At 74.8% G+C, this 21,536-nt stretch carries 18 protein-coding genes and 3 pseudogenes; 4 read left to right on the top strand and 17 right to left on the bottom strand.

The window, feature by feature from the left end; translation table 11 throughout:
- Nucleotides 1-64: 64 nt before the first annotated feature.
- From JKP75_RS22205 to JKP75_RS19635, 5 genes and pseudogenes are all read right to left on the bottom strand, one after another.
- Entirely contained in the window at nt 65-283 is a 219-nt protein-coding gene (locus JKP75_RS22205; RefSeq protein ID WP_309230071.1) for a DbpA RNA binding domain-containing protein, read from the bottom strand.
- Between the two features lie 334 nt (nt 284-617).
- A pseudogene (locus JKP75_RS22200) lies at nt 618-1,637 on the bottom strand (DEAD/DEAH box helicase); the annotation flags it as partial.
- 89 nt (nt 1,638-1,726) lie between these two features.
- The gene (locus tag JKP75_RS19640) at nt 1,727-4,636 is read right to left on the bottom strand and encodes an NAD-glutamate dehydrogenase domain-containing protein (protein WP_375539260.1); all 2,910 of its coding nucleotides are present in this window, start codon (nt 4,634-4,636) and stop codon (nt 1,727-1,729) included.
- 256 nt (nt 4,637-4,892) lie between these two features.
- Nucleotides 4,893-6,701: pseudogene (locus tag JKP75_RS23235) on the bottom strand (NAD-glutamate dehydrogenase); the annotation flags it as partial.
- A gap of 79 nt (nt 6,702-6,780) precedes the next feature.
- Nucleotides 6,781-7,152 (bottom strand): phage holin family protein, encoded by a 372-nt coding sequence (locus JKP75_RS19635; protein WP_200489875.1) that lies wholly within the window; start codon nt 7,150-7,152, stop codon nt 6,781-6,783.
- Nucleotides 7,153-7,336: 184 nt separating this feature from the next.
- Here JKP75_RS19635 and JKP75_RS19630 point away from each other — a divergent pair, with 184 nt between their 5' ends.
- A complete protein-coding gene (locus JKP75_RS19630; RefSeq protein ID WP_200489874.1) occupies nt 7,337-8,530 on the top strand; it encodes an ATP-binding protein in 1,194 nt (397 codons plus the stop codon).
- A 71-nt stretch (nt 8,531-8,601) separates the two neighbouring features.
- On the opposite strand, the gene JKP75_RS19625 is transcribed toward JKP75_RS19630, so the two are convergent.
- A complete protein-coding gene (locus tag JKP75_RS19625) occupies nt 8,602-10,095 on the bottom strand; it encodes a DUF222 domain-containing protein (RefSeq protein WP_309230066.1) in 1,494 nt (497 codons plus the stop codon).
- 92 nt (nt 10,096-10,187) lie between these two features.
- Between JKP75_RS19625 and JKP75_RS19620 the strand changes: the two genes are divergently transcribed.
- Both JKP75_RS19620 and JKP75_RS19615 read left to right on the top strand, forming a co-directional pair.
- The gene (locus tag JKP75_RS19620; RefSeq protein WP_200489873.1) at nt 10,188-10,517 is read left to right on the top strand and encodes a hypothetical protein; all 330 of its coding nucleotides are present in this window, start codon (nt 10,188-10,190) and stop codon (nt 10,515-10,517) included.
- A gap of 45 nt (nt 10,518-10,562) precedes the next feature.
- Entirely contained in the window at nt 10,563-10,937 is a 375-nt protein-coding gene (locus JKP75_RS19615; RefSeq protein ID WP_200489872.1) for a hypothetical protein, read from the top strand.
- Here JKP75_RS19615 and JKP75_RS23230 read toward each other — a convergent pair.
- On the bottom strand, nt 10,934-11,287 hold the full coding sequence (locus JKP75_RS23230) for a SpoIIE family protein phosphatase (protein WP_309230065.1): 354 nt from the start codon (nt 11,285-11,287) through the stop codon (nt 10,934-10,936). The genes JKP75_RS19615 and JKP75_RS23230 overlap by 4 nt on opposite strands.
- Nucleotides 11,288-11,390: 103 nt before the next feature.
- Nucleotides 11,391-12,221, bottom strand: a pseudogene (locus JKP75_RS19605) (PP2C family protein-serine/threonine phosphatase); the annotation flags it as partial.
- A gap of 669 nt (nt 12,222-12,890) precedes the next feature.
- Here JKP75_RS19605 and JKP75_RS19600 point away from each other — a divergent pair.
- Nucleotides 12,891-13,355, top strand: coding sequence for an ATP-binding protein (locus tag JKP75_RS19600; protein ID WP_200489870.1), 465 nt, complete (start codon nt 12,891-12,893; stop codon nt 13,353-13,355).
- Nucleotides 13,356-13,417: 62 nt separating this feature from the next.
- Here the strand turns inward: JKP75_RS19600 and JKP75_RS19595 are convergent, their stop codons facing one another.
- The 9 genes from JKP75_RS19595 to JKP75_RS19555 all read right to left on the bottom strand — a co-directional run bounded on the left by JKP75_RS19595 (nt 13,418) and on the right by JKP75_RS19555 (nt 21,497).
- On the bottom strand, nt 13,418-13,909 hold the full coding sequence (locus tag JKP75_RS19595) for a hypothetical protein (protein ID WP_309230064.1): 492 nt from the start codon (nt 13,907-13,909) through the stop codon (nt 13,418-13,420).
- Complete coding sequence (locus JKP75_RS19590; RefSeq protein ID WP_200489869.1) at nt 13,906-14,268, bottom strand: response regulator; 363 nt, start codon at nt 14,266-14,268, stop codon at nt 13,906-13,908. Before JKP75_RS19590 ends, JKP75_RS19595 begins: the two co-directional genes overlap by 4 nt.
- A gap of 35 nt (nt 14,269-14,303) precedes the next feature.
- Nucleotides 14,304-14,819, bottom strand: a complete 516-nt coding sequence (locus JKP75_RS19585) for a chemotaxis protein CheX (protein WP_200489868.1) — start codon at nt 14,817-14,819, stop codon at nt 14,304-14,306.
- Entirely contained in the window at nt 14,816-15,208 is a 393-nt protein-coding gene (locus JKP75_RS19580; RefSeq protein WP_200493424.1) for a response regulator, read from the bottom strand. Before JKP75_RS19580 ends, JKP75_RS19585 begins: the two co-directional genes overlap by 4 nt.
- 50 nt (nt 15,209-15,258) lie before the next feature.
- A complete protein-coding gene (locus tag JKP75_RS19575; protein WP_200489867.1) occupies nt 15,259-16,032 on the bottom strand; it encodes a protein-glutamate O-methyltransferase CheR in 774 nt (257 codons plus the stop codon).
- A complete protein-coding gene (locus JKP75_RS19570; protein WP_200489866.1) occupies nt 16,029-17,156 on the bottom strand; it encodes a chemotaxis response regulator protein-glutamate methylesterase in 1,128 nt (375 codons plus the stop codon). Before JKP75_RS19570 ends, JKP75_RS19575 begins: the two co-directional genes overlap by 4 nt.
- Nucleotides 17,157-17,512: 356 nt before the next feature.
- Nucleotides 17,513-18,409 (bottom strand): hypothetical protein, encoded by an 897-nt coding sequence (locus JKP75_RS19565; RefSeq protein WP_200489865.1) that lies wholly within the window; start codon nt 18,407-18,409, stop codon nt 17,513-17,515.
- Between the two features lie 150 nt (nt 18,410-18,559).
- Nucleotides 18,560-19,024, bottom strand: coding sequence for a chemotaxis protein CheW (locus tag JKP75_RS19560; RefSeq protein WP_200489864.1), 465 nt, complete (start codon nt 19,022-19,024; stop codon nt 18,560-18,562).
- 1 nt (nt 19,025) lies between these two features.
- Nucleotides 19,026-21,497 (bottom strand): chemotaxis protein CheW, encoded by a 2,472-nt coding sequence (locus JKP75_RS19555; RefSeq protein WP_200493423.1) that lies wholly within the window; start codon nt 21,495-21,497, stop codon nt 19,026-19,028.
- Between the last annotated feature and the right edge of the window lie 39 nt (nt 21,498-21,536).

Raw genomic sequence — 21,536 nt, 5'->3', positions numbered from 1 at the left:
CCCGTCCGGCCGTGGCGGGTCCCAACTGCGTGCCGCCGACCGTTCCCCCGGATCCCGCCGAGGCCTAGGCCCGGTCGCGCCGGACGGTCGCCTTGCGGCCCTTGATCATCGTGGCCCGCAGGGCCTGCACGACCTCGTCGGCCGCGGGCTCGGGGATCTCCACCAGGGCGAACCGCTGGTGGATCTCGATCGAGCCGATGTCCTTGCCGCGCAGCCCCGACTCGCCGGTGATGGCGCCGACCAGGTCGCCGGGCCGGGATCTCCTCGTCGTCGTCGGCGCCACCGACGGCCTCGTGCGCCAGCTTGACCGCGGCCAGCGCCACCTCCATGAGGTCGAACTCGTCCGCCAGCGTCTCGACGACGACGCGGAAGCGGTCCAGCTCGTCGCCGAGCAGGCTCTCCCGCAGCGCGGCGCGGGTGAGGTCCAGCCGGCGGGCGCGCAGGTCGGCGACGGTCGGGACGGTCTGCACCGAGATGGTCGCGCCGGCGACCTTCTCGATCGTCTTGAGCATCCGGTGCTCGCGCGGCTCGGCCAGCGTGATGGCCACGCCCTCGCGCCCGGCCCGGCCCACGCGGCCGATCCGGTGCACGTAGGACTCCGGCGCCGAGGGGACGTCGTAGTTGACGACGTGGGTGAGCTGCTCGATGTCCAGGCCGCGGGCGGCGACGTCGGTGGCGACCAGCAGGTCCGCCGTCCCGCTGCGCAGCCGGCCCATCACCTTGTCCCGCTGCTCCTGGCTCATGCCGCCGTGCAGCGGCTCGGCGCGGTAGCCGCGGCCGTTGAGCGTCTCGGTGAGGGTGTCGACCTCCTCGCGGGTGCGGCAGAAGACGATCGCCGCCGTCGGCGCCTCGATGTCGAGGATCCGGCCGAGCGCGGCAGGCTTCGCCCCGCGGGGGACGACGTAGGCGGTCTGCCGCACGCGCGGCGCCTCGCCGGCCGCCGCCCGCTCCTTGGCGATGGTGATGCGGGCGGGGTCGCGGAGGTGGCGGCGGGCCAGCGCGTCCAGCCGGCGCGGCATCGTGGCGGAGAAGAGCACGGTCTGCCGCTGCTCCGGGGTGGCGTCGAGGATCGCGTCGAGGTCCTCGGCGAAGCCCATGTCGAGCATCTCGTCGGCCTCGTCGAGCACGACGGTGGCGATCTCGTCCAGCCGCAGGCTGCCGCGGTTGAGCAGGTCCAGCGCACGTCCGGGCGTGGCGACGACGACGTCGACGCCCGCCTCGAGCGAGCGCAGCTGGCGGACGATCGGCGCACCGCCGTAGACCGGCAGCACGCGGGCGCCGAGGTCCTTGCCGTAGCGGTGGAAGGCCTCCGACACCTGGACGGCGAGCTCACGGGTGGGCACCAGCACGAGCGCCACCGGGGCGCGGCCGCCGCGGTGCGCCTCGAGGCGCTGGAGCACCGGCAGCGAGAAAGCGGCCGTCTTGCCGGTGCCGGTGGCGGCCTGGCCCAGCAGATCGCGCCCCTCCGCGACCAGCGGGATCGCCTCCAGCTGGATCGGCGTGGGCTCCTCGTAGCCGAGGGCGGTGAGCGCCTGGAGCAGCTCGGGGCGCAGGCCGAGGTCGGCGAAGGTGGGGCCGTCCTGGGAGCCGTCGTCCTGCGGGTCGGTCGTCGGTCGTCGGTGTTCATCGCCGTCCATGGTCCCCTGCCCGGGGCCCGGGATCCCCTCTGACCCCTTCTACCGATCTCTAGCTGCACCGCTAGACGACCCGAGACGCCCCGATAGCGTCACGGGCGGGGCAGCCGGCGGGCCTCGCGGCGGCGACGCAGGCCGCGCAGGGTGCGCACCGCGACGAGCAGCTCGGCCAGCTCCTGCCGCTCGCCGCCGGCGATGTCGGCCAGCTGGGCGGCCGCGCGCTCCTGCGCGGCGTCCCAGCCCTCCACCCACCCCGCGACCAGCGCCCGCGGGTCGTCGTCGTCCCCGGCGCGCAGGGTGAGCACGTCCTCGGTGAGCGAGGCCTGCTCCAGCGCCAGGTCGTCGCGCAGGGTGGCCCGCGCCATCGAGGGCCAGCGCCGGTCGCGCGGCAGCGCGGTGATCAGCTCGCGCAGCGGCACCAGGCCCAGGCGCTCGGCCAGGCAGGCCATGACCCGGCCCGCGAGGTCGACCGGCGCCCCGGTGCGCTCGGCGACGACGGCGAGGTCGAGGGCTGCGGGCAGCAGCGGCGCGGCGGCGATCTCGGCGGCCAGCTCCGCGGGCACCCCGGCCTCCTGCAGCTGCGCGGTCCGGGCGGCGTGCGCCTCGGCCTCCGCGCCCAGCAGCCAGCCGGGCAGGCCCGCGCGCACCGCGGCCACCGGGGCTGCGAACCGGTCCGTCACGGCTCCCAGGGGCAGCGGCGGCTCGGCGGTCACGTCGCGCTGCCGCAGCAGCCAGCGGGCACCCCGTTCGGCCAGCCGGCCGACCTCGGCCCGCAGCTCCACCTGGACGGCGGCGGGCACCGCGTTGTCCAGCGGGCGGGCGGCGTCCCACAGCCGGTCGACGTCGAACACGGCGCGGGCGATCGCGTGCGCCCGGACGGCGGTGGCCGCCGGCACGCCGGTCTCCTCCGCGAGCCGGTAGAGCCCGGTGACGCCGGCGACGTCGACGGCGCGGTTGGTCAGCGCGGTGGCGACGATCTCGCGGCGCAGCGGGTGCCCGGCGATCGCGTCGGGGAAGCGCTCGCGCAGCGGCCGGGGGAAGTAGCCGGCCAGCAGGTGCCCGAACGCGGGGTCGTCCGGCAGGGTCGAGTCGAGCACGGCCGCACCGGTGTCGAGCTTGGCGTAGGCGAGCAGCACCGACAGCTCGGGGCCGGTCAGGCCGTGCCCGTCGCGGCGGCGCTCGGCGAGCTGCCGGTCGTCGGGCAGCGCCTCGACCGCACGCTGCAGCCGGCCGGAGCGCTCCAGGGCCCGCAGGAACCGCTCGTGCGCGTCGAGCATCTGCCGCGCGGTCGCCGTCTCCCCCGCCAGCACCGCGTTCTGCGCGTGGTTGTGGGTGAGGACGGCGGCGGCCACCTCGTCGGTCATCTCCAGCAGCAGCGCCGCCCTGCCCTCGGCGTCCAGCGCGCCCGCGTCCACCGCGGCGTTCAGCGCGATCTTGATGTTGACCTCGTGGTCGGAGGTGTCGACGCCGGCGGAGTTGTCGATCGCGTCGGTGTTCACCCGCCCACCGGCCAGGGCGTACTCGATCCGGCCGCGCTGGGTGAGCCCGAGGTTGCCGCCCTCCCCCACCACCCGTGCGCGCAGCTGCCGGCCGTCGACCCGCACGGCGTCGTTGGCCTTGTCGCCCACGTCGGCGGCGCTCTCGCCGGCGGCCTTCACGTAGGTGCCGATGCCGCCGTTGAACAGCAGGTCGACGGGCGCCAGCAGCACCGCGCGGATCAGCTCCTCGGGGCTGAGCGCCGTCACGTCGTCGGCCAGGCCGAGGGCGCCGCGCATCTCCGGCGACACCGGCACCGACTTCGCCGTCCGCGGCCACACCCCGCCACCGGCGCTGATCAGCCCGGCGTCGTAGTCCGCCCACGACGAGCGGGGCAGCGCGAACAGCCGCCGCCGCTCGGCGTAGGACGGCGCGGCGTCCGGCGTGGGGTCGACGAACACGTGCCGGTGGTCGAACGCGGCGACCAGCCGGATGTGCTCGGAGAGCAGCATCCCGTTGCCGAAGACGTCGCCGGACATGTCGCCGATGCCGACGACGGTGAACTCCTCGCGCTGCACGTCCAGGTCCAGCTCTCGGAAGTGCCGCGTGACCGACTCCCAGGCGCCGCGGGCGGTGATGCCCATGGCCTTGTGGTCGTAGCCGACCGAGCCCCCGGACGCGAAGGCGTCGCCCAGCCAGTAACCGCGCTCGAGGGCGATCGAGTTGGCCAGGTCGGAGAAGGTCGCCGTCCCCTTGTCGGCGGCGACGACGAGGTAGGTGTCGTCGCCGTCGTGCCGGACCACCCGCTCGGCGGGGACGACGCTGCCCTCGGAGAGGTTGTCGGTGAGCGCGAGCAGCGCGCCGATGAAGATGCGGTAGCAGGCCTGGCCCTCGGCGAGCTGCGCCTCGCGGGAGGGATCGGCGGGCGGGCGCTTCACCACGAACCCGCCCTTGGCGCCCGTCGGCACGATGACGGTGTTCTTCACCATCTGCGCCTTGACCAGGCCGAGGATCTCGGTGCGCAGGTCCTCCCGGCGGTCGGACCAGCGCAGCCCGCCGCGGGCGACCGCGCCGAACCGCAGGTGGACGCCCATCACCCGCGGCGAGCTGACCCACACCTCGCGGGCCGGGCGCGGTTCGGGCAGGTCGGGCACCGACGCCGGGTCCAGCTTGAGCGCCAGCACGGGATGCGGCGGGGCGGACATCGCGTAGTACGTCGTCCGCTGGGTGGCGGTGATCGCGGCGAGCAGGGCGGAGAGCACGCGGTCGGCGTCGAGCGAGGCGACCTCGCCGATCGACTGCCGCAGCGAGTCGGCGAGCACCGCCTGCCGCTCCTCGCGGCCCCCGGCCACCCGCGGCGAGAACCGGGCCTCGAACAGCGCCACCAGCCGCGCCACGACGTCGGGGTGGGCGGCCAGCGTCGACTCGACGTAGGCCTGGCTGAACGGCAGCCCCGCCTGGCGCAGCCACTGCACGTAGGCACGCAGGACGCCGACCTGCCGCCAGTTCAGCCCGGCCAGCAGCACCAGCGCCCCGAGGCCGTCGTCCTCGGCGTCGCCGCGCCAGACGGCGTCCAGGGCGTCGGTGAACCGCTCGGGAAGCGAGCGCAGCAGCGGCAGCTCCCCCGTCGCGCTCCCCGCCGGGACGGCGACCCCGAAGTCGTAGATCCAGGACAGCCGGCTGCCGATCCGGTCGATCTCGTAGGGCCGCTCGTCGACGACTGGAGACGCCCATGTGCTGGAGCAGCGGCAGCACGTCGGAGAGCAGCAGCCGCTCCCCCGCGCGGTAGATCGTCAGCCGGCGCTCCCCCGGGGCGGCGCCGGCCGGCACCCAGAGTCGCAGCGACAGCTCCCCCGCGGCCAGCCCGTCGAGCACCTCGAGGTCGGCGACGGCGCGGTCGGCCGGGAAGTCCTCCTGGTAGGCGGCGGGGAAGGCGTCCGCCACCCGCGCGAACAGCCGCTCCCCCTCGGCGCCGTGGCGGGCGGTGAGGGCGTCGGCGAGGTCGTCGGTCCAGCTGCGGGCCGCCGCGGCCAGCGCCGCCTGCAGGGCGTCGGCGTCCACGCCGGCCGGCGCCGGGAGGCCGGTCCGGCCGACCGGCAGCCGGACGACGAAGTGCAGCCGGGCCAGCACCGACTCGGTGGACCGCGCGGTGAACTCGACGCTGGTGCCCCCCAGCCGCTCCAGCAGCAGCTGCTGCATCGCCAGCCGGACCTCGGTCGTGTACCGGTCGCGGGGCAGGTAGACGACCGCCGACCAGAAGCGGCCGGCGGCGTCCTGCCGCAGGAACAGCCGGGTCTGCCGGCGTTCCTGGAGGTGGAGGACGGCGTCGGCGACCGGCAGCAGCTCGTCGGCGCCCAGCTGGAGCAGCTCGTCGCGCGGGTAGGTCTCCAGGACCTCCAGCAGCTCCTTGCCGGTGTGGCTGTCCGCGGGCACCCCGGCGCGGGCGATCACCTCGGCGACGCGGCGGCGCAGGAGCGGGACGTCGAGCACGCCGGCGGAGTACGCGGTGGAGGTGAACAGCCCGACGAAGCGGTGCTGCCGGCTGCCGCCGGCGCGGTCACCGCCGCTGTCCCCGGCGGGCAGGGTGACCGCGATCAGGTCCAGCCAGGTGCGGCGGTGCACCGTCGAGCGCGCGTCGGCCTTGGTCACCGTCAGCAGGTGCCGGCCGGGCACCGAGGCGGCCTCCGGGGTGGTGCCGGTGCGGCCGGGGGCGGGGTCGCTGCGCAGCACGCCCAGCCCGCTGCCGGCCACGGGCCGGGCCGGGCGGCGCTCCTCCCCCGCCGGGCCCAGGTCGACGTCCCGGGCGCCGAGCAGGACGACGTTGCCCTCGGCCGCCCAGCGCAACAGCGCAGCCGCCTCGGCCGGGTCGTCGGCGGGATCGGGAGCGTCCGCGGGGTCGGCCGCCGCCGGGACGGCCGGGAGACCGTCGAGGGCGCTCGCGAGCTCCAGCAGCCGGGCGCGCAGCCGCGGGCCGTCCTCGAACACCGCGCGCACGTCGTCGAGCACCGTGCGCAGGCCGGCCACGAGGTCGCCCTCCGCCTCGTCGTCCAGCGGCCCGTCGAGCACCACCGCCATCCACGACTCGGCGACGGCGTCGGCGCCGCAGCCCTCCGGGGTGGCGCTGTCGCAGAAGGCCAGCAGCCGGCCGCGGACGTCGCGGCGCACCACGAGCACCGGGTGGACGACGTGCGCGATCTCCACGCCCTGCCGGACCACCTCGGCGGTGACCGAGTCGACCAGGAACGGCATGTCGTCGGTGACCAGCCGGAGGACGGCGACGCCCTCGGACGAGCGGACGACGTCGACCAGCACGCCACCGGACGGGCGGGTCCGCGCCGCCGTCACGTGCCCCAGGGCCAGCGCGGCCAGCTCGCGGGGTGCCCGGCCGAGGACCTCGGCCGAGGGCTCGCTCCAGTAGTAGCGGCGCAGCAGCGCCGGGACGTCGTCGGCGGTGCAGCCCGCGGGGAACTCGGCGTCCGGGCCGAGCTCGGCCACCGCCGCCCGCGCGGCCTCCTCCAGCAGGCGCCGCTTCTGCTCGCGGGCCGCCTCCAGGGCGGCCAGCTCGGTCAGGGAGCCGGGGGTGCTCGCCATGGTCCGGACGCTACTGCGCCGGAACGGGGTCAGCAGGTCAGCGGCCGGGGCTCAGCGGCCGGGGCTCAGCGGTCGAGGCTCAGCGGTCGAGGACCTGGTCGGCCGCCCAGCCGGCGACGGCCAGGATCAGGCCGCCGATGATCGCCGTCCCGAAGCCGTCGATGCTGAGCCGGTCGGTGATCGCCGCCGTGAGCCCGAGCAGCGCCGCGTTGATGACCAGCAGGAACAGGCCCAGGGTCAGCAGCACGAACGGCAGCGAGAGCAGCCGCAGCACCGGCCCGACGATCGCGTTGACGACGCCGAAGATCAGCCCGATCCACAGGTAGGTGCCGTACTCGCCGAGCGGGCCGTCCGGGTTCGGGTCGACGTGGAGGCCGGGGAGCACCTCGAAGTAGGTCAGCCCGTAGAAGACCGCGCCGAGGATGACCACCTTGAGGAAGAACTTGATCACGACGGCGACGCTAGCGCTCGCCGGCGTCCAGTACGGGGATCTGCGCCCGTCTCGGGCTCTCTAGAGTCGTGTCTAGACGGCCGCAGACGGACCTCGACGGCTCCCGGTCGGCGTCCGCGACACGCGCTAGGTCGTTCTACCGATGTCTAGGGCGATCGCTAGACGACGGCATACCGTGCTCGACATGGATCCCGTGCGGAACCCCTACGCCCCCGGCGCCGGGCAGCGCCCCCCGGAGCTGGCCGGCCGCGACACCGAGCTCTCCGCCTTCGACGTGGTGCTCGAGCGGATTGCGCACGGCCGCCCCGAGCGCTCGCTGGTGCTCACCGGGCTGCGCGGCGTCGGCAAGACCGTGCTGCTCAACCAGCTGCGGTCGGCGGCGATCTCGCGCGGCTGGGGCACCGGCAAGATCGAGGCCCGGCCGGAACAGTCGCTGCGGCGCCCGGTCTCCTCCGCCCTGCACATGGCGCTGCGCGAGCTCGGCCCCCGGCACGGCGACCAGGAGTCCGTCGCCGAGGTGCTCGGCGTGGTCAAGGCGTTCGCGCAACGGGTCACGCCGGCCGACGCCAAAGTCCGCGACCGCTGGCAGCCCGGCATCGACGTTCCCGCCGCGACCGGGCGGGCCGACTCCGGCGACATGGAGATCGACCTGGTCGAGCTGCTCAGCGACGCGGCCGGCGTCGCCGCCGACATCGGCAGCGGGATCGCGCTGTTCATCGACGAGATGCAGGACGTGCAGCCCGACGACGTCTCCGCCATCTGCGCCGCCTGCCACGAGCTCTCCCAGCAGGGGGCGCCGCTGATCGTCGTCGGCGCGGGCCTCCCCCACCTGCCGGCCGTGCTGAGCGCCTCGAAGAGCTACTCCGAGCGGCTGTTCCGGTACCTGCGCATCGACCGGCTTGAGCGGGACGCTGCCGACCGCGCCCTGATCGCCCCCGCCGAGCGCGAGGGCGTCGAGTTCGCGCCGGGCGCGCTGGACGCCCTCTACGAGGCCGCCGACGGCTACCCCTACTTCGTCCAGGCATACGGCAAGGTCACCTGGGACGTCGCGGCCGCCTCCCCCATCACCACCGACGACGTCGCCATGGCCGCGCCGGTCGCCGAGGCGGAGCTCGCGGTGGGCTTCTTCGGCTCCCGCTACGACCGGGCCACCCCCGCCGAGCGCGAGTACATGCACGCCATGGCCGAGCTCGGCGGCCCCGGCGGGGCCCCGGTGGCGACGTCCGAGGTCGCGGTCTCCCTCGGCCGCAAACCCGCGTCCCTCTCCCCCGCGCGCGACTCGCTGATCAAGAAGGGCCTCGTGTACTCCGCCGAGCGCGGCCAGATCGCGTTCACCGTGCCGCACTTCGGCCGCTACCTGCTGCGCCACCCCGACTGACCCCCGTAGGGCAGAAATGGCCTTTCTGCCCTACGGCGGGCGCTGCGACGACACCGGGAGCGACGACGTGGTCAGAACGGTGGCGGGTCGTCGGCGGGGTCGGGTGGTGAGGGTGGTGGTTCCGGTGGGCGCAGGCCCGGTGGGCGGGTCGTGCGGGTGATGCCCGAGGGGCTGGTCACGTGCAGCGTGCCGTCGGGGTCCATGCGGAACCGCCAGCCGCGGGCGAAGGTCTTCAGCCGGTGGTGGGAGCGGCAGGCGCAGCACAGGTTCGCGCACGACGTCGCCCCACCCTCGGCGTGCGCGACCACGTGGTCCAGGTCGGCCCAGCCGACCCGCTGCCCGCAGTTCGGCATCCGGCAGCGCCGGTCCCGGGTGGCGACGAACCGCCGCTGCCCCGCCCGCGGCTCGTAGCCGGCGGTGTCCTCCGGCACCCCCAGCACGGCGCAGCCACAGCCATCGTCAGCGTCGGCGTCGGCGTCGGCGTCGGGGTGCTGCGGGCAGCCCTTCGCCGCCAGGCGGGCGAGTTCCCCGGCGGTCACCGTGGCCAGCAGCCGCCCCCGCTGATCGGTGAGCGCGAACGACAGCGACCCCCCGGCCGGCGTGGTCAACCCCAGCGCCTCCACCCGGGCCAGCAGCTCGCGCAGCTGCGCGGCGGTGACCGCGAACCCCGCGACCTCACCGCCCGCGGCGGTGTCCCCGGCCAGACCGTCCAAAGCGGCGGTCACGGTCAGCTGCACCGACACCCCACCCAGCCCGTGATCGGCCGGACGCAGGATCAGCATCGCCATCACCGCCGCGCGGATCTGCCCGATCGGCCGTTCGTCGCCGTCGGCCTTCGCCATCGCCGCCAGCTGGTCGATCACCGCGTAGCAGGCCGCCGCCTCCTCGACGGTCAGCTCACCGGTCAGCGTGGCCATGCCGTCCACGGTGGGCGCCACCCGCACGTCGGCGGCCCGCTGCGCCCCCGCCCGCCGCTCCTCCACCGCCGCCGCGTCCAGCTCGGCCAGCAGCGCCAGCGCCCGCTCCCGCAGCCGCGCCAGCGACAACTCCCCCGCCCCCGGCAGCAGCGCGGCCTCCACCGCCTGCGCCAGCGCCGGCGTCGTGGCCTGCAGCGCATCGGCCAGCACCCCGGCCCGCCGCTCGTCGATCTCCCCCCGCCGCAACAACGCGAAGGTGGCCGGCAGGTTGTCCCGCCAGGTGAACGCCCGCCGCGCCCGGAACGCCGCCGTCCCCCGCCCCAGGTTCAGCGCGTGCGCCACCTCCTCGACGAAGAACTCGCTCACCCCGGCGAACTCCGGATCGGTCTTCCGCCAACTCCGCCGCCGCGCACCCGGCGTCCCCGGTGCCGGGTCGTCGGTGTCGGGACGCAGCTCCGCCAACCGCAGGATCAGCAGCGCCTCCCGCGCGGTCTGCCGCGCCCGGTCCCGCTCGATCCGGCCCAGCTCCCCGGCCACCTGCACGTCATCCAGCCACTCGGCCGGCAGGTCCAGGTGCGCCTCCGGCCGGGCAGCCACCCAGTCGATGAGCATCCCCTCCACCACGGAGGTCCCCGCCAACGTCTGCACACCACGAAGCTACGGACGGGGTCTGACAGTTCTCGCTGGTCCGGCGGGCGCCCCGGGGTTGGTCCGGCCGCCCGCGGGGCACGGCTCGGCCCGTGCCGACGTGGGCGGAAGCGGGGCTGTGGGGGCTGCTGGGCGGGGGTGCGCTGGTCCTCGGCGCGCTGATCGCCTGGTTCGTGCGGGTGCCGCAGAAGGTCGTCGCCTCCGTGATGGCCTTCGGCTCCGGCGTCCTCATCTCCGCCGTCGCGTTCGACCTCATGGAGGAGGCGGCGGACACCGGGGGGCTCACCGCCACCGCCATCGGCTTCCTGACCGGCGCGGTCGTCTACCTCGCCGCCAACCTCCTCCTCGCCCGACGCGGTGCCCGCCACCGCAAGCGGTCGGGGGCCCAGCAGCCGTCGGAGTCCGAGCAGTCCGGCAGCTGAGCGGCGATCGCCATCGGCGCGCTGCTCGACGGCATCCCCGAATCGGTGGTCCTGGGGCTGGGACTGATCGGTGGCGGGTCGGTGAGCCTGTCGGTGCTGGCCGCCGTCTTCATCTCCAACGTGCCCGAGGGCCTGTCCAGCGCCGCGGGCATGAAGAACAGCGGGCGCTCCGCGCGCTACGTCTTCGGCGTCTGGGGCGGCATCGCGCTGGTCAGCGCGCTGGCGGCGCTGCTCGGCTACGCCCTGCTCGGGGGCGCACCACCCGAGGCCGTCGCCGTCATCACGGCGATCGCGGCCGGCGCCATCCTCACCATGATCGCCGACACGATGATCCCCGAGGCGTTCGAGGACACCCACGCCTGGACCGGGCTGATCACCACGGTCGGCTTCCTCACGGCCTTCGCGATCAGCCTCGCCTAAGGGGCGGGCAGCGCCACCGGGAGCACCTCCGGACCGGCCTCCGCGGGCCGCTCGGCGGCCAGCGGGTGCACCCGGACTGCCAGGACGGCGACGTCGTCCTCCACGTCGGGGCCGAGCATCCCGGCCAGGAGCCGGTCGCACAGCTCGTCCAGCGGCAGCCCCGCCGAGCGGGCGACGAGGTCGCGCAGCACGTCACGCCCCTCGTCCAGCAGCATGCTGCGCCGCTCGAAGAGCCCGTCGGTGAACAGCAGCAGCGTGCTGCCGTCGGGCAGCGGGCAGGTCGCGTCGGTGCGCGGACCCAGCCAGCCGATGCCGACCGGCGGCCCCACCGGCGCCGAGAGGTCGAGCACCGTGCCGTCGTCGAGCAGCAGGAGTGGATCGGGGTGCCCGGCGTGTCGCCCAGCGCAGCCGGCGGGCGGGGCGGCCGTCGTCGTCGACGCCGAGCTCGATCCGGGCGACCAGCGCCGTCGCCATCGCCGGCACGTCCAGCCCGACCATCGCGTGGTCGACCCGACGCAGCAGCCCGGCGGGGGCGTCCCGGCGGTCGTAGCCGATGCCGCGCACCAGGGTCTTGACCTGGCCCATCGCGGCCGCGGCGTCGATGTCGTGCCCCATGACGTCGCCGATGACCAGCACCGTGTCGCCGTCGGGCTGCAGGAACGCGTCGTACCAGTCGCCGCCGATCGCGATGCCCTGCGTCGCCGGCCGGTAGCGCACGGAGAGCTCGAGGGCGTCGGGCTGCACGGGCGGGGAGAGCAGGCTCAGCTGCAGCCGTTCGGCCACCTGCTGCTGGGCGGCGGCGAGCCGGGCGTTGTCCAGCGCGAGCGCCGCGCGGCGGCAGGCGATCTCCGCCGTCCGCAGCTCGACGGGGGTGTGCGCGCCGCGGTCGCGGCCGTTGACCAGCGTGATGCCACCGATCACCTCACCGCGCGCCACGAGGGGGAACGCCGCAGCCGCGGCCGGGGCGAGCGGCTCCAGCGCGGTCCGCGCCTCCTCGAGCGGGACCATCGCGTGCACGAACTCGGGGGTGAGCTCGGGCAGCACGATCGGCTTCGGGTCGCGCAGCAGGGCCTGCACGGGCGCCGTCGCCGCGGTGCCCGCGATCCGCAGGTCCGCATAGCGGTGCATCGCCGGCGCCAGCTCCGGGTCGCGGTGCGCGCGGCCGACGTCCCGGCGCGTCCCGTCCGGGTCGAGGACGGTGACGATGCACCAGTCGGCCAGCTGCGGGACGACGAGCTCGGCGAAGCGCTGGACGGCCTCGTCGGTGTCGATCGTGGAGGTCATGGCCAGGTTGATGTCGCCCAGCAGCATGAGGTGCCGGCCGGCCCGCTCGGCGTCGCGCGCGGCGGAGGCGGCGGCCGCGGCCGCCTGCTCGCGGGCGTCGACCGCCGCGGCCCGCTCCTCGGCGATGCGGCGCTGCTCGGTGACGTCGTCGTAGGTGACGACGAGCCCGGCCCCGGTGAGGAAGGCGTCGGCGCGGAACCACTTGCCCAGCGGGCCGAACCACGCCTCGGTGCCGCCGGTGCCCCCGGTCGCCCGCACCTCCCGGTAGAGCGCCTCGAACGGCCCGCCCACGGCCTCGGGGAACTCCAGCCAGATGTCCCGGCCGAGCAGCCCCTCGACCGTCCGGTCGAGCACCCGGGCGCCGGCCGGGTTGACGTAGCGGAACCGCCACTCCTCGTCCAGGACGAACATCGGCCGCTGCATGCCGGCGACGGCCTGCAGCAGCAGGTCGCCCGGCATCGGGGCCGATTCGTCCGGGATCACGGCGCCCACTGTGCCCCATGCCGGGGTCGCCGCCTCACGAGCGACGGCCGGGAGGCCGCGGAAATCACCCCTGGTGAGCAGGACCACGGCCCCGGACGGCCACGACACGCCCCTCCGGCGGTTTTCCTGGGCCGCCCTCGGGGGCATTCCCCGAGGCGTCCAGCACAGGGCGATCGAGGGAGAGGCATGGCGCGTCGACTGGCCTGGCCGTTGCGACCCCTGCCGGACGGCCGCGGTGAGGTGTGGCGCTGGCACCTGCGCGCGCTCGCCGAGCTGCCCGCGGCCCGGAAGGGTCTCCGCCGCCGCCTCGGGGACGCCGGGTTCCCGCACGACGACGACGGGGACGGCTCCAGCGAGCAGCTGGTGCTGGCCTTCGACGAGCTGGCCTCGAACGCGCTGCGGCACGGCGAGACGCCGGTGGTCGCCACGGTGATCGCCGGCTCCGGCGGCTGGTTGCTGGACGTGAGCGACCGGGCGCCCGAGATCGTCCCGGCGCCGACGGTGGACCGCGACCCGGCGCAGGGCGGCATGGGGCTGCAGCTGGTGGCGCGGCTGGCGGTCGCGCACGGCTGGTACGTCGACACCGGCGCCAAGCACGTGTGGGCCTGCCTGCCCAGCACGGTCGACGACCGGGAGTCCGTCCCCGCCTGAGGGAGGACATGCGCCCGGGGCGGCGGGAACGCGAGTTCCGGCGCCGCCCCGGGGCGTCTCTGTCACGGCAGGACGAGCGAGAGAGCTCCCTTGCCGTAGGTGGGGACCTCGATGGCCAGGTCCACCCGGTTGAAGGCGGCGAGCATGCCGGCCAGGTCGCCGGGCAGCTCCTCGCCGGGGGCGTAGAGCTTGTGCAGCTTGGAGTGCGGCGCGCCCTGCGTGTTGAACAGCGCGGCGAGCACGTTGACGACCTCGTGCAGCGCCTCGACCTGCATGCCGGTCAGCTCGCCGTCCTCCTCGACGGCGTCCTGGCAGCCCCCGGGGGGCAGCAGGGCCAGGGCACCGCCGGTGTAGGCCGACGCCCCCAGGTCCATCAGGCACAGGGCGTTGACGTTCATGTGCGGGTCGACGTAGACGGCCACGGAGACCGGCCGGTCGGGCGCGGGGGTGACGGGGGCGCCGGGGGTGACGGCCACGGGCTTGCCCACCAGGCCGGTGAGCATGTCGCGGACGTCCTTGGCCGCGGGCAGGGGGATGGTGCCGGCGGCGGTCACGCGATCACCCCGCTGAGGGCTTCCTGGAACGTCTCCTCGTTGAACGGCTTGGCGATGAGGAACAGCGCGCCGGCGTTGGCGGCCCGCTCGCGCATCTCCGGGGAGCCCTCCGAGGTGACGAAGCCGAACGGGACGGCGGAGCCCGACGAGCGCAGGGCCTGCAGGCACTCGATCCCGGTCATGTTGGGCATGTTCCAGTCCGACAGGACCAGGTCGGGCTTCTCGGAACCGACCTTGGCCAGCGCGTCGGCGCCGTCCTCGGCCTCGACGATGTCGTGGTCGTCGTAGCCCGCCTGCCGCAGCGTGCGGATGACGATCTGCCGCATGACGCGGCTGTCGTCGGCGATCAGGATCTTCACAGCGGTACCTCGTTCTTCCGGCGAGCAGGTGCGGGTCAGCGGGGGGCGGGGAGCGGCGGGAGCGCTCCCTGCACGGAGATGGAGACGGGCTCGCCGCGCCACTGCAGCTCCACGCGGCAGAGGTCGGCGGGGTTGCGGAGCGCGGGGGCGGATCCGACGTCGGGGAGGCTCAGCCCGGAGGGCCCGGGCAGCGCGGCCTTGACGTTGCCGCCCACGACGTTGGCGATCTCGCCGAAGGCGTCGGCGACGTCCTCCTCCTCGAGCACCGCGGGGGAGTGCTCGCGCAGCAGGGCGCGGGTGAGCTCCTCGGCGGTGCGGCGCCCGGTGGTGAGGACGACGCTGCCGGTCCAGGGGCCGACGACGTCGACCCAGCTGGAGACGGGGTCGGTGGCCGGGCCGCCGGGCAGCGGGACGAGCACCTCGTCCTCGCCGACCAGGGAGATCCAGGCCTCCTGGGCGATCGACTCGACGGTGCCCTCGTCGATCAGCTCGGTGATGAGCGGGCGGGTGTCACTGCCGCGGCGGCGCTCGCCGGAGTCGAGGGTCGTCACAGCGCGGCCTCCTGGGGGAGCAGGCCGAGCAGCGCGAGCTTGTCGCGGATGGCGTCGGCGGTGAACGGCTTGATCACGTACTCGTGGGCGCCGGCGGCCAGGGCGCGCACGATCTGCGTGTGCTCGCTCTCGGAGGTGACCATCATGATCGTCATCGAGCGCCAGCCCGGGTTGGAGCGGACGGCGGAGACGAACTGCAGCCCGTCCATGACCGGCATGTTCCAGTCGACGCAGACCAGGTCGGGCAGCTCCTCGCGCCCCAGGCCCTCGAGCACGTCCAGGCCTTCGCGGCCGTGCCCGGCCTGCTGTGTCTCGTAGCCGAGATCCCCGAGGATCCCGGAGACGATCCGGCGCATCGCGCGCGAGTCGTCGATCACCAGAGCACGCATCACTTCCCCTTCGACGGGCGGTAGGCGGAGCTGCGGCCGACGACGACCCGCTACCAGGAGTCGTCCACCCCGAGCGTGGTCTCAGCCGCGCCGAGGAACAGCCAGCCGTCGGGACGCATGAGCTCGCGGACCCGGCGGAGGATCGCCTGCTTGGTGGGCAGGTCGAAGTAGATGAGCACGTTGCGCAGGTAGACCACGTCGAACGGGCCCATCCGGGGCAGCGGCGCGGCCAGGTTGCACTGGCTCGCCGTCACCATGCGGCGCAGCGCCGGCGCGACCTCCCACTCGTTGCCGGCCCGGGTGAAGTGCCGGACCAGCATCGGGGCGGGCAGCCCGCGGTTGACCTCGAGCTGGCTGAACCGGCCGGCCCGGGTGCGCTCGACCATCTCGCGGGAGATGTCGGTGGCGGTGATCGAGATCCGGGACGCGGCGTTGGGCAGCGCGTCCTCCAGGAGCATCGCGATCGTGTACGCCTCCTGCCCGCTCGAGCAGGCCGCCGACCAGATCTGCAGCCGCTCGTTGGGGCCGCGCGCGCTGAGCAGCGAGGGCAGCACCGTGGAGGTGAGCGCCGTGAACGGGTCACCGTCGCGGAACCACGAGGTCTCGTTCGTGGTGAGCGCCTCGACGATCCGGCGGGTGCTGTCGGCGTCCGGACGGGTCCGCACCTTCTCGACGAAGGTGGAGACGTCGCTCAGGCCGGCCTGGCGGGCGATAGGCAGCAGCCGCGCCTCCACCAGGTACTCCTTGCCGGGCTGGAGGACGATCGCGCTCTCCTTGTGCACCAGCTGGCGCACCCAGTCGAAGCTCGTCGTGGTGAGGGTCATCGGATGCCTCCGGACAGGACGGCGCGGCCGGGCACCGGTGCGGTGGCGGGGGAGGGGACGCGGGCGGGGACGCCCGACAGGTGGCGGCCGAGCGCCTCGGCGATGCGGTCCAGCGGCAGGACCTCGTCGGCCAGGCCGGCCTGGGTGACCGCGCCGGGCATGCCCCAGACGACCGAGGTGGCCTGGTCCTGGGCGAGCACGGTGCCGCCGGCGGCCCGGATCTCGGCGGCGCCGTTGCGGCCGTCGGAGCCCATGCCGGTGAGCACGAGGCCGAGCACCGCGCCGTCGTAGGCGGCGACGGCGGAGCGGAACAACGGATCGACGGCGGGGCGGCAGAAGTTCTCCGGCGGGCCCTGGGTCAGGCCGGTGGTGTGCGCGCCGCGGCCGGGGCGGACCAGCAGGTGGTGGTCGCCGGGGGCCAGGTGCACGGTGCCCGGCTGCAGGGGCACGCCGTCGGTCGCCTCGACCACCCGCAGCGCGCAGAGCCGGTCGAGGCGCTGGGCGAACTGGCGGGTGAAGACCGGGGGCATGTGCTGCACGACCAGGACCGGCACCGGGAGGGTCGCCGGCAGCTGCGGCAGCAGCTTGGCCAGCGCCTCCGGTCCACCGGTGGAGGAGCCGATCACCAGGACGGCGGGCTTCTTGGTCGGGGTGGCGCGCGGCGGGGCCGGGCGCGGCGGGGGGATCGGCGCGGCGGTGCGGACCGGGCCCACGGGGCGGCCGGTGAGCGCCTTGATCTTGGGGATGAGCTGCTCGCGGACGCTCTCCATGGACTGCGCGACGCTGCCGACGTTGGCCGGCTTGGTGACGTAGTCGTTGGCGCCCGCGGAGAGCGCGTCGAGGGTGGCGGTCGCGCCGCGCTCGGTGAGCGTGCTGAACATGATGATCGGGACGCGGTTGCGGCTGCCGCGGATCGCGCGGACCGCCTCGATGCCGTTCATCTCCGGCATCTCGATGTCCATCGTGATCAGGTCGGGGGCCAGCGCGGCGAGCTTGCTCAGGGCCACCTTGCCGTTGACGGCGGTGCCCACCACCTCGATGCCCGGGTCCTCGGACAGCACGTCGGTGACGATCTTGCGGACGACGACCGAGTCGTCGACCACCATCACCCGGATGGGCTTCACGTGCGTCCTCCTGGTTCCTGCCGGTGCGCAGCCCGACAGGCTGATCACTGCTCCATCGGCACCGTTCCCCCGCTTCTTGAGCAGGGCCGGCCGACTGCGGGATGCGCATTCCGGGGCTTTCCCGTCGTCACATCCGCACCAGGAGCATCGACCGCACCACGGGGAAAGAAAAGGCGACGGACGCAACCGTTACGCAATTCCCGGATGACCGCACGAATGGCGGTCGAAAAGGCATCTCGGTGCCTTGTCGACAATTCCGGGACGATGGCCCCGGCCCTTTCGGGAGCAGCCCGCGGACCTGCGGGTTCCCGCCGTCGGCAGCCCCGGCCGCGGCCCGCGACGGCGGGGGAGGGGGCTCAGGCGGCGCGGGTGAGGGGCGCGCGCAGGACGGTCAGCGCGCCCTCGTCGAGCAGGTCGGCCATCGCGATGCCCTGCACGCACCCGGCGACGGCGTTCCACGCACCGGCCGCGCCGTCGTGCCGGTCGAAGCCGGCGTCGAGGAAGGCCTGGACGGCGTGCAGCTGCGCGGTGGCCAGCACGCGGGTCCGGCCGGAGACGTGCGCGGCCCAGGACGCCTCGTGCATGGCGGTGGCCCACGGGCGGCGCTCGGCGCGGCCCTCGTCCACCGCGGCCCGCCAGCGGGCCCGGCCGGCGTCGTCCAGCGCGCGCAGCCCGTCGAGGAACGCGGTCAGCTCGGCCCCGGGCGCACCCAGGTCGAGGCTCTCCGGGCCGGCCGGGGGCGCGGTGTCGGCCACCCGGTCGTAGGAGGCGGTGAGCTCGCGGCGCACCAGGGGCGGGAGCACGCCCGCGGCCCAGTAGCCGACGGCCGCGTCGGCGAGGACGTCGGCGGCCTCGGCGAGCAGGCCGGCGTCGAGCAGGCCGGCGGCAGGGTGCTCGCCGCTCAGCACGTCGTCGCGGAGCAGCCGCTCCAGGGTGGGGGCGTCACCGATCGTGCCCTGCTCGAGCTGCTCGACCAGGATCGCGGCCCGATCGCCGGCGGCGCGGGCCCCGGCCGCGGCGGTGCGCACGTGCGGCACGGAGACGGCCATCTCGCGGGCCCGGCGGGACCGGACGGCGAGGGTCAGCCGCTGGCCGTGCTCCAGCCCGCGGGCCGGGTGTGCGGCGCCGAGGCGGGCCAGCGCGGCGTCGTCGGCCTGCAGGGCGGAGAGCAGCACGCCCGCCACCTGGCGGCCGGCCGGGAGGCGGACCAGGTCGAACCCGAGGGTGGCGGCACTGACCAACGTGTAGGGCACGGCAGCGCCTCCAGGACCGGGGATCGGACACCCCATGCTGGCGGTAACGACTGCGGAACGCCACGCGGCCGTCACCCCATGGCAGGACCATGTCGGGATGACGGCCGCGTGTCCGGTGAAGATGCGTCACCGGACGGTTGCATTGAGTGACTAGGCGCTGACGGCCTTGTGCACGTCCAGCGCCAGCAGCAGCGAGCCGTCGAGCTTGTAGGCGCCGCGGATCAGGTCGCGGGCCGGACCCTCGAGCGTGTCCGGCGGCGCCTCGAAGTCCGCGGCGTCCACGTCGACGACGTCGGCGATGGAGTCCACGAGCAGGCTCACCGCCTCGCCGTCGAGCCGGACGACGATGACGACGGCGTCGGTGCCCTCGGGGCGGGCCGGGCGGCCGAGCCGCTCGCGCAGCTCGATCGCCGTCACCACCTGGCCGCGCAGGTTGATCAGGCCGGCGACGGCGCTGGGCGCCAGCGGCACGCGGGTGAGCTGCTGGCTGCGCAGCACCTCCTGCACGTGCGCGACCTCGACGCCGTAGAGGTCGCCGTCCAGGCGGAAGGTGGCCAGCTGGCCGCTGGTGGCCGGGGCCACCGCGTCCGCGGCGGAGTCGGTCGTGAGGGTCACGTCAGACCTCCAGGTAGGAGCCGGGGACGCCGGCCGGCGTCGCGGGGTCGGGGGAGGAGGCGGCGTGGCCGGCGTAGAACGCCGGGTCGGCCGCGAGGATGGCGGCGCGGACGTCGAGCAGCTCGGTCACGCGGTCCCCCAGGACGGCGGAGCCCAGCAGGCCCAGGTCGTCGATGTCGCTGCGCACCGCGGCCTCGCCGTCGACGATGTCGAGGATCTCCTCGACGACGATCGCGACGCTGCGGCCGGAGTCGGCGTAGACGATCACCTCGAGCACCTCGCGGTCGCTCTCGCCGTAGGCGCCCAGGTGCCGGTCCAGCCGGACGATCGGCAGGATCGCGCCGCGGTACTGCACCACCTCGCGGTTGCCGACCTTCTCCACCGCGTCGGCCCGGACCTGCTCGAGCCGGGTGACGGTGTCCAGCGGGATCGCCACGCGGCGCCCCCCGCCGATGGAGGCCAGCAGCATCCGCTGCCGCTCGGTCTCGGCGGCGGCCGCGGAGCTCACCGACGCGCGGGACTCCTGGCGCTCGGCGGTCTCGGTGCGCAGGGCGCGGCGGGCCAGGGCCTGCACGTCGAGGATGAGCGCAACCGTGCCGTCACCCAGCACGGTGGCGCCGGAGTAGAGCCCGATCTGCTTGAGCTGCCCGCCGACCGCCTTGACGACGATCTCCTCGGTGTTGATGACCCGGTCCACGACCAGGCCGAAGCGCCGGCCCTCGGAGCGGAGGACGGCGATGACGACGTGGCCGTCGTGCCGCTCGGAGGTCAGGCCCAGGACGTCGGTGAGCCGGACGAGGGGGAGCAGCTCGCCGCGCAGCCGGTAGACCTGCGCGCCGCCGACCTCCTCGACGGCGTTGGCGGCCTTCTCGGCGTCCAGGCTGACCAGCTCCTGCAGGCTGATCTGCGGGATGGCGTAGCGGTCGCTGGCGCACTCGACGGTCAGCGCCGGGACGATCGCCAAGGTCAGCGGGATGCGCAGCCGGCAGACGGTGCCGATGCCGGGGTCGGACTCGACCTCGATGGTGCCGCCGATGGACTCGATGTTGGTCTTGACCACGTCCATGCCGACGCCGCGACCGGAGACGTTGGTGACCGCGGCGGCGGTGGAGAAGCCCGGCAGGAAGATCATCTGCAGGATGTCCTGCGGGCTCATGCGGGCGAGCGCCTCGGGCGTGACGACGCCGCGCTCGACGGCCTTGGCGCCGACCTTCTGCGGGTCGATGCCGGCGCCGTCGTCCGCGACCTCGACGACGACCTGGCCGCTCTCGTGGCGGGCGCGCAGGGTGAGCACGCCCTCGGCGGGCTTGCCGACCTTCTTGCGCGCCTCGGGCGCCTCGATGCCGTGGTCGACGGAGTTGCGGACCAGGTGGGTCAGCGGGTCCTTGACCGCCTCGAGCAGGGTCTTGTCGAGCTCGGTCTCGCGACCCTCCATCTCCAGGCGGATCGACTTCTTCAGGTTCGCCCCGAGGTCGCGGACGACCCGCGGGAGCTTGGACCAGATGTGGTCGATCGGCTGCATGCGCGTCTTCATGACGCCCTCCTGCAGCTCGCTGGCGATGAGGTTCAGCCGCTGCGAGGCCCGGATCAGGTCGGTGTCGGTCTGCCGCGCGACGTTCTGCACGATCTGGTTGCGGGTGAGCACCAGCTCGCCCACGAGCAGCATCAGCTCGTCGAGCAGGTCGACGTCGACCCGGATGGTGCTGTCGGCGACGGCGCGGCGCGGCTGACCGCCGGTGCCCTCGGCCGCGGGCGCCTCCTGCTCGGGGGCGTCCGGGGTGGCGTCCAGGGCCGGATCGGGGGTCGGCTCCGGGGTGGGCTCCTCGGACCGGATCTCGGGCACGGGGGTGGTCACGTCCTCGATGAGCTCGTCGGCGGGTACGGGGGCCGGCGCGGGGACGGCGGCCTTGCCGCGAGGGGCGCGCTTGGCGGGTGCCTTGGCGGCGGTCTTGGGGGCGGTCTTGGCGGCGGGCTTGGCGGCGGGCTTGGTCGCCGTCGTGGTCGCCGTCGTGGTGGCGGTCGCGGCTGCGACCGGCTCGGCGGGGGCCTCGACGGTTGCCTCGACCGGCGCGGCGGCCGGCGCCGGGGCGTCCTCCATCGCGGCGGTGACCGCAGCGACGGCGGCCGAGACGTCGACCGAGCCCTCGCCGCCGCTGGCCTCGATGGAGGCCAGCAGCGCGCGCACCGTGTCGACCATCTGCAGCAGCACCGTGGTGCGGTGCGGCGTCAGCGCCAGCTCGCCGTCCCGCAGCCGGGAGAGCATGTTCTCGCCGACGTGCGTGACCTCCTCCAGCCGGTTGAAGGCCAGGAAGCCGCTGGTGCCCTTGATGGTGTGGATGGTCCGGAAGATGCTGGACAGCCGCTCGCGGGAGTTGGGCTCCTGCTCCAGCGCCACCAGGTCGGAGTCGAGCTGGTCGAGGTTCTCGTGGCTCTCGACCAGGAACTCCTCGACGATGTCGTCCAGACCGTCCACGGGTTGTCCTTCTCTCTGCTTCGCGCCGGGACGCGTTCG

Origin of the sequence: Blastococcus sp. TML/M2B, from assembly GCF_016612865.1 — a bacterium.
GTDB lineage: Bacteria > Actinomycetota > Actinomycetes > Mycobacteriales > Geodermatophilaceae > Blastococcus.
This window is presented reverse-complemented; position numbering and strand designations above follow the sequence as displayed.

Excerpts from the sequence above, each read along its gene's own strand:
- JKP75_RS19600 (WP_200489870.1), top strand. The coding sequence starts at position 12,891 with ATGGCGCGTCGACTGGCCTGGCCGTTGCGACCCCTGCCGGACGGCCGC.
- JKP75_RS19575 (WP_200489867.1), bottom strand. The coding sequence starts at position 16,032 with ATGACCCTCACCACGACGAGCTTCGACTGGGTGCGCCAGCTGGTGCAC.
- JKP75_RS19630 (WP_200489874.1), top strand. The coding sequence starts at position 7,337 with ATGGATCCCGTGCGGAACCCCTACGCCCCCGGCGCCGGGCAGCGCCCC.
- JKP75_RS19580 (WP_200493424.1), bottom strand. The coding sequence starts at position 15,208 with ATGCGTGCTCTGGTGATCGACGACTCGCGCGCGATGCGCCGGATCGTC.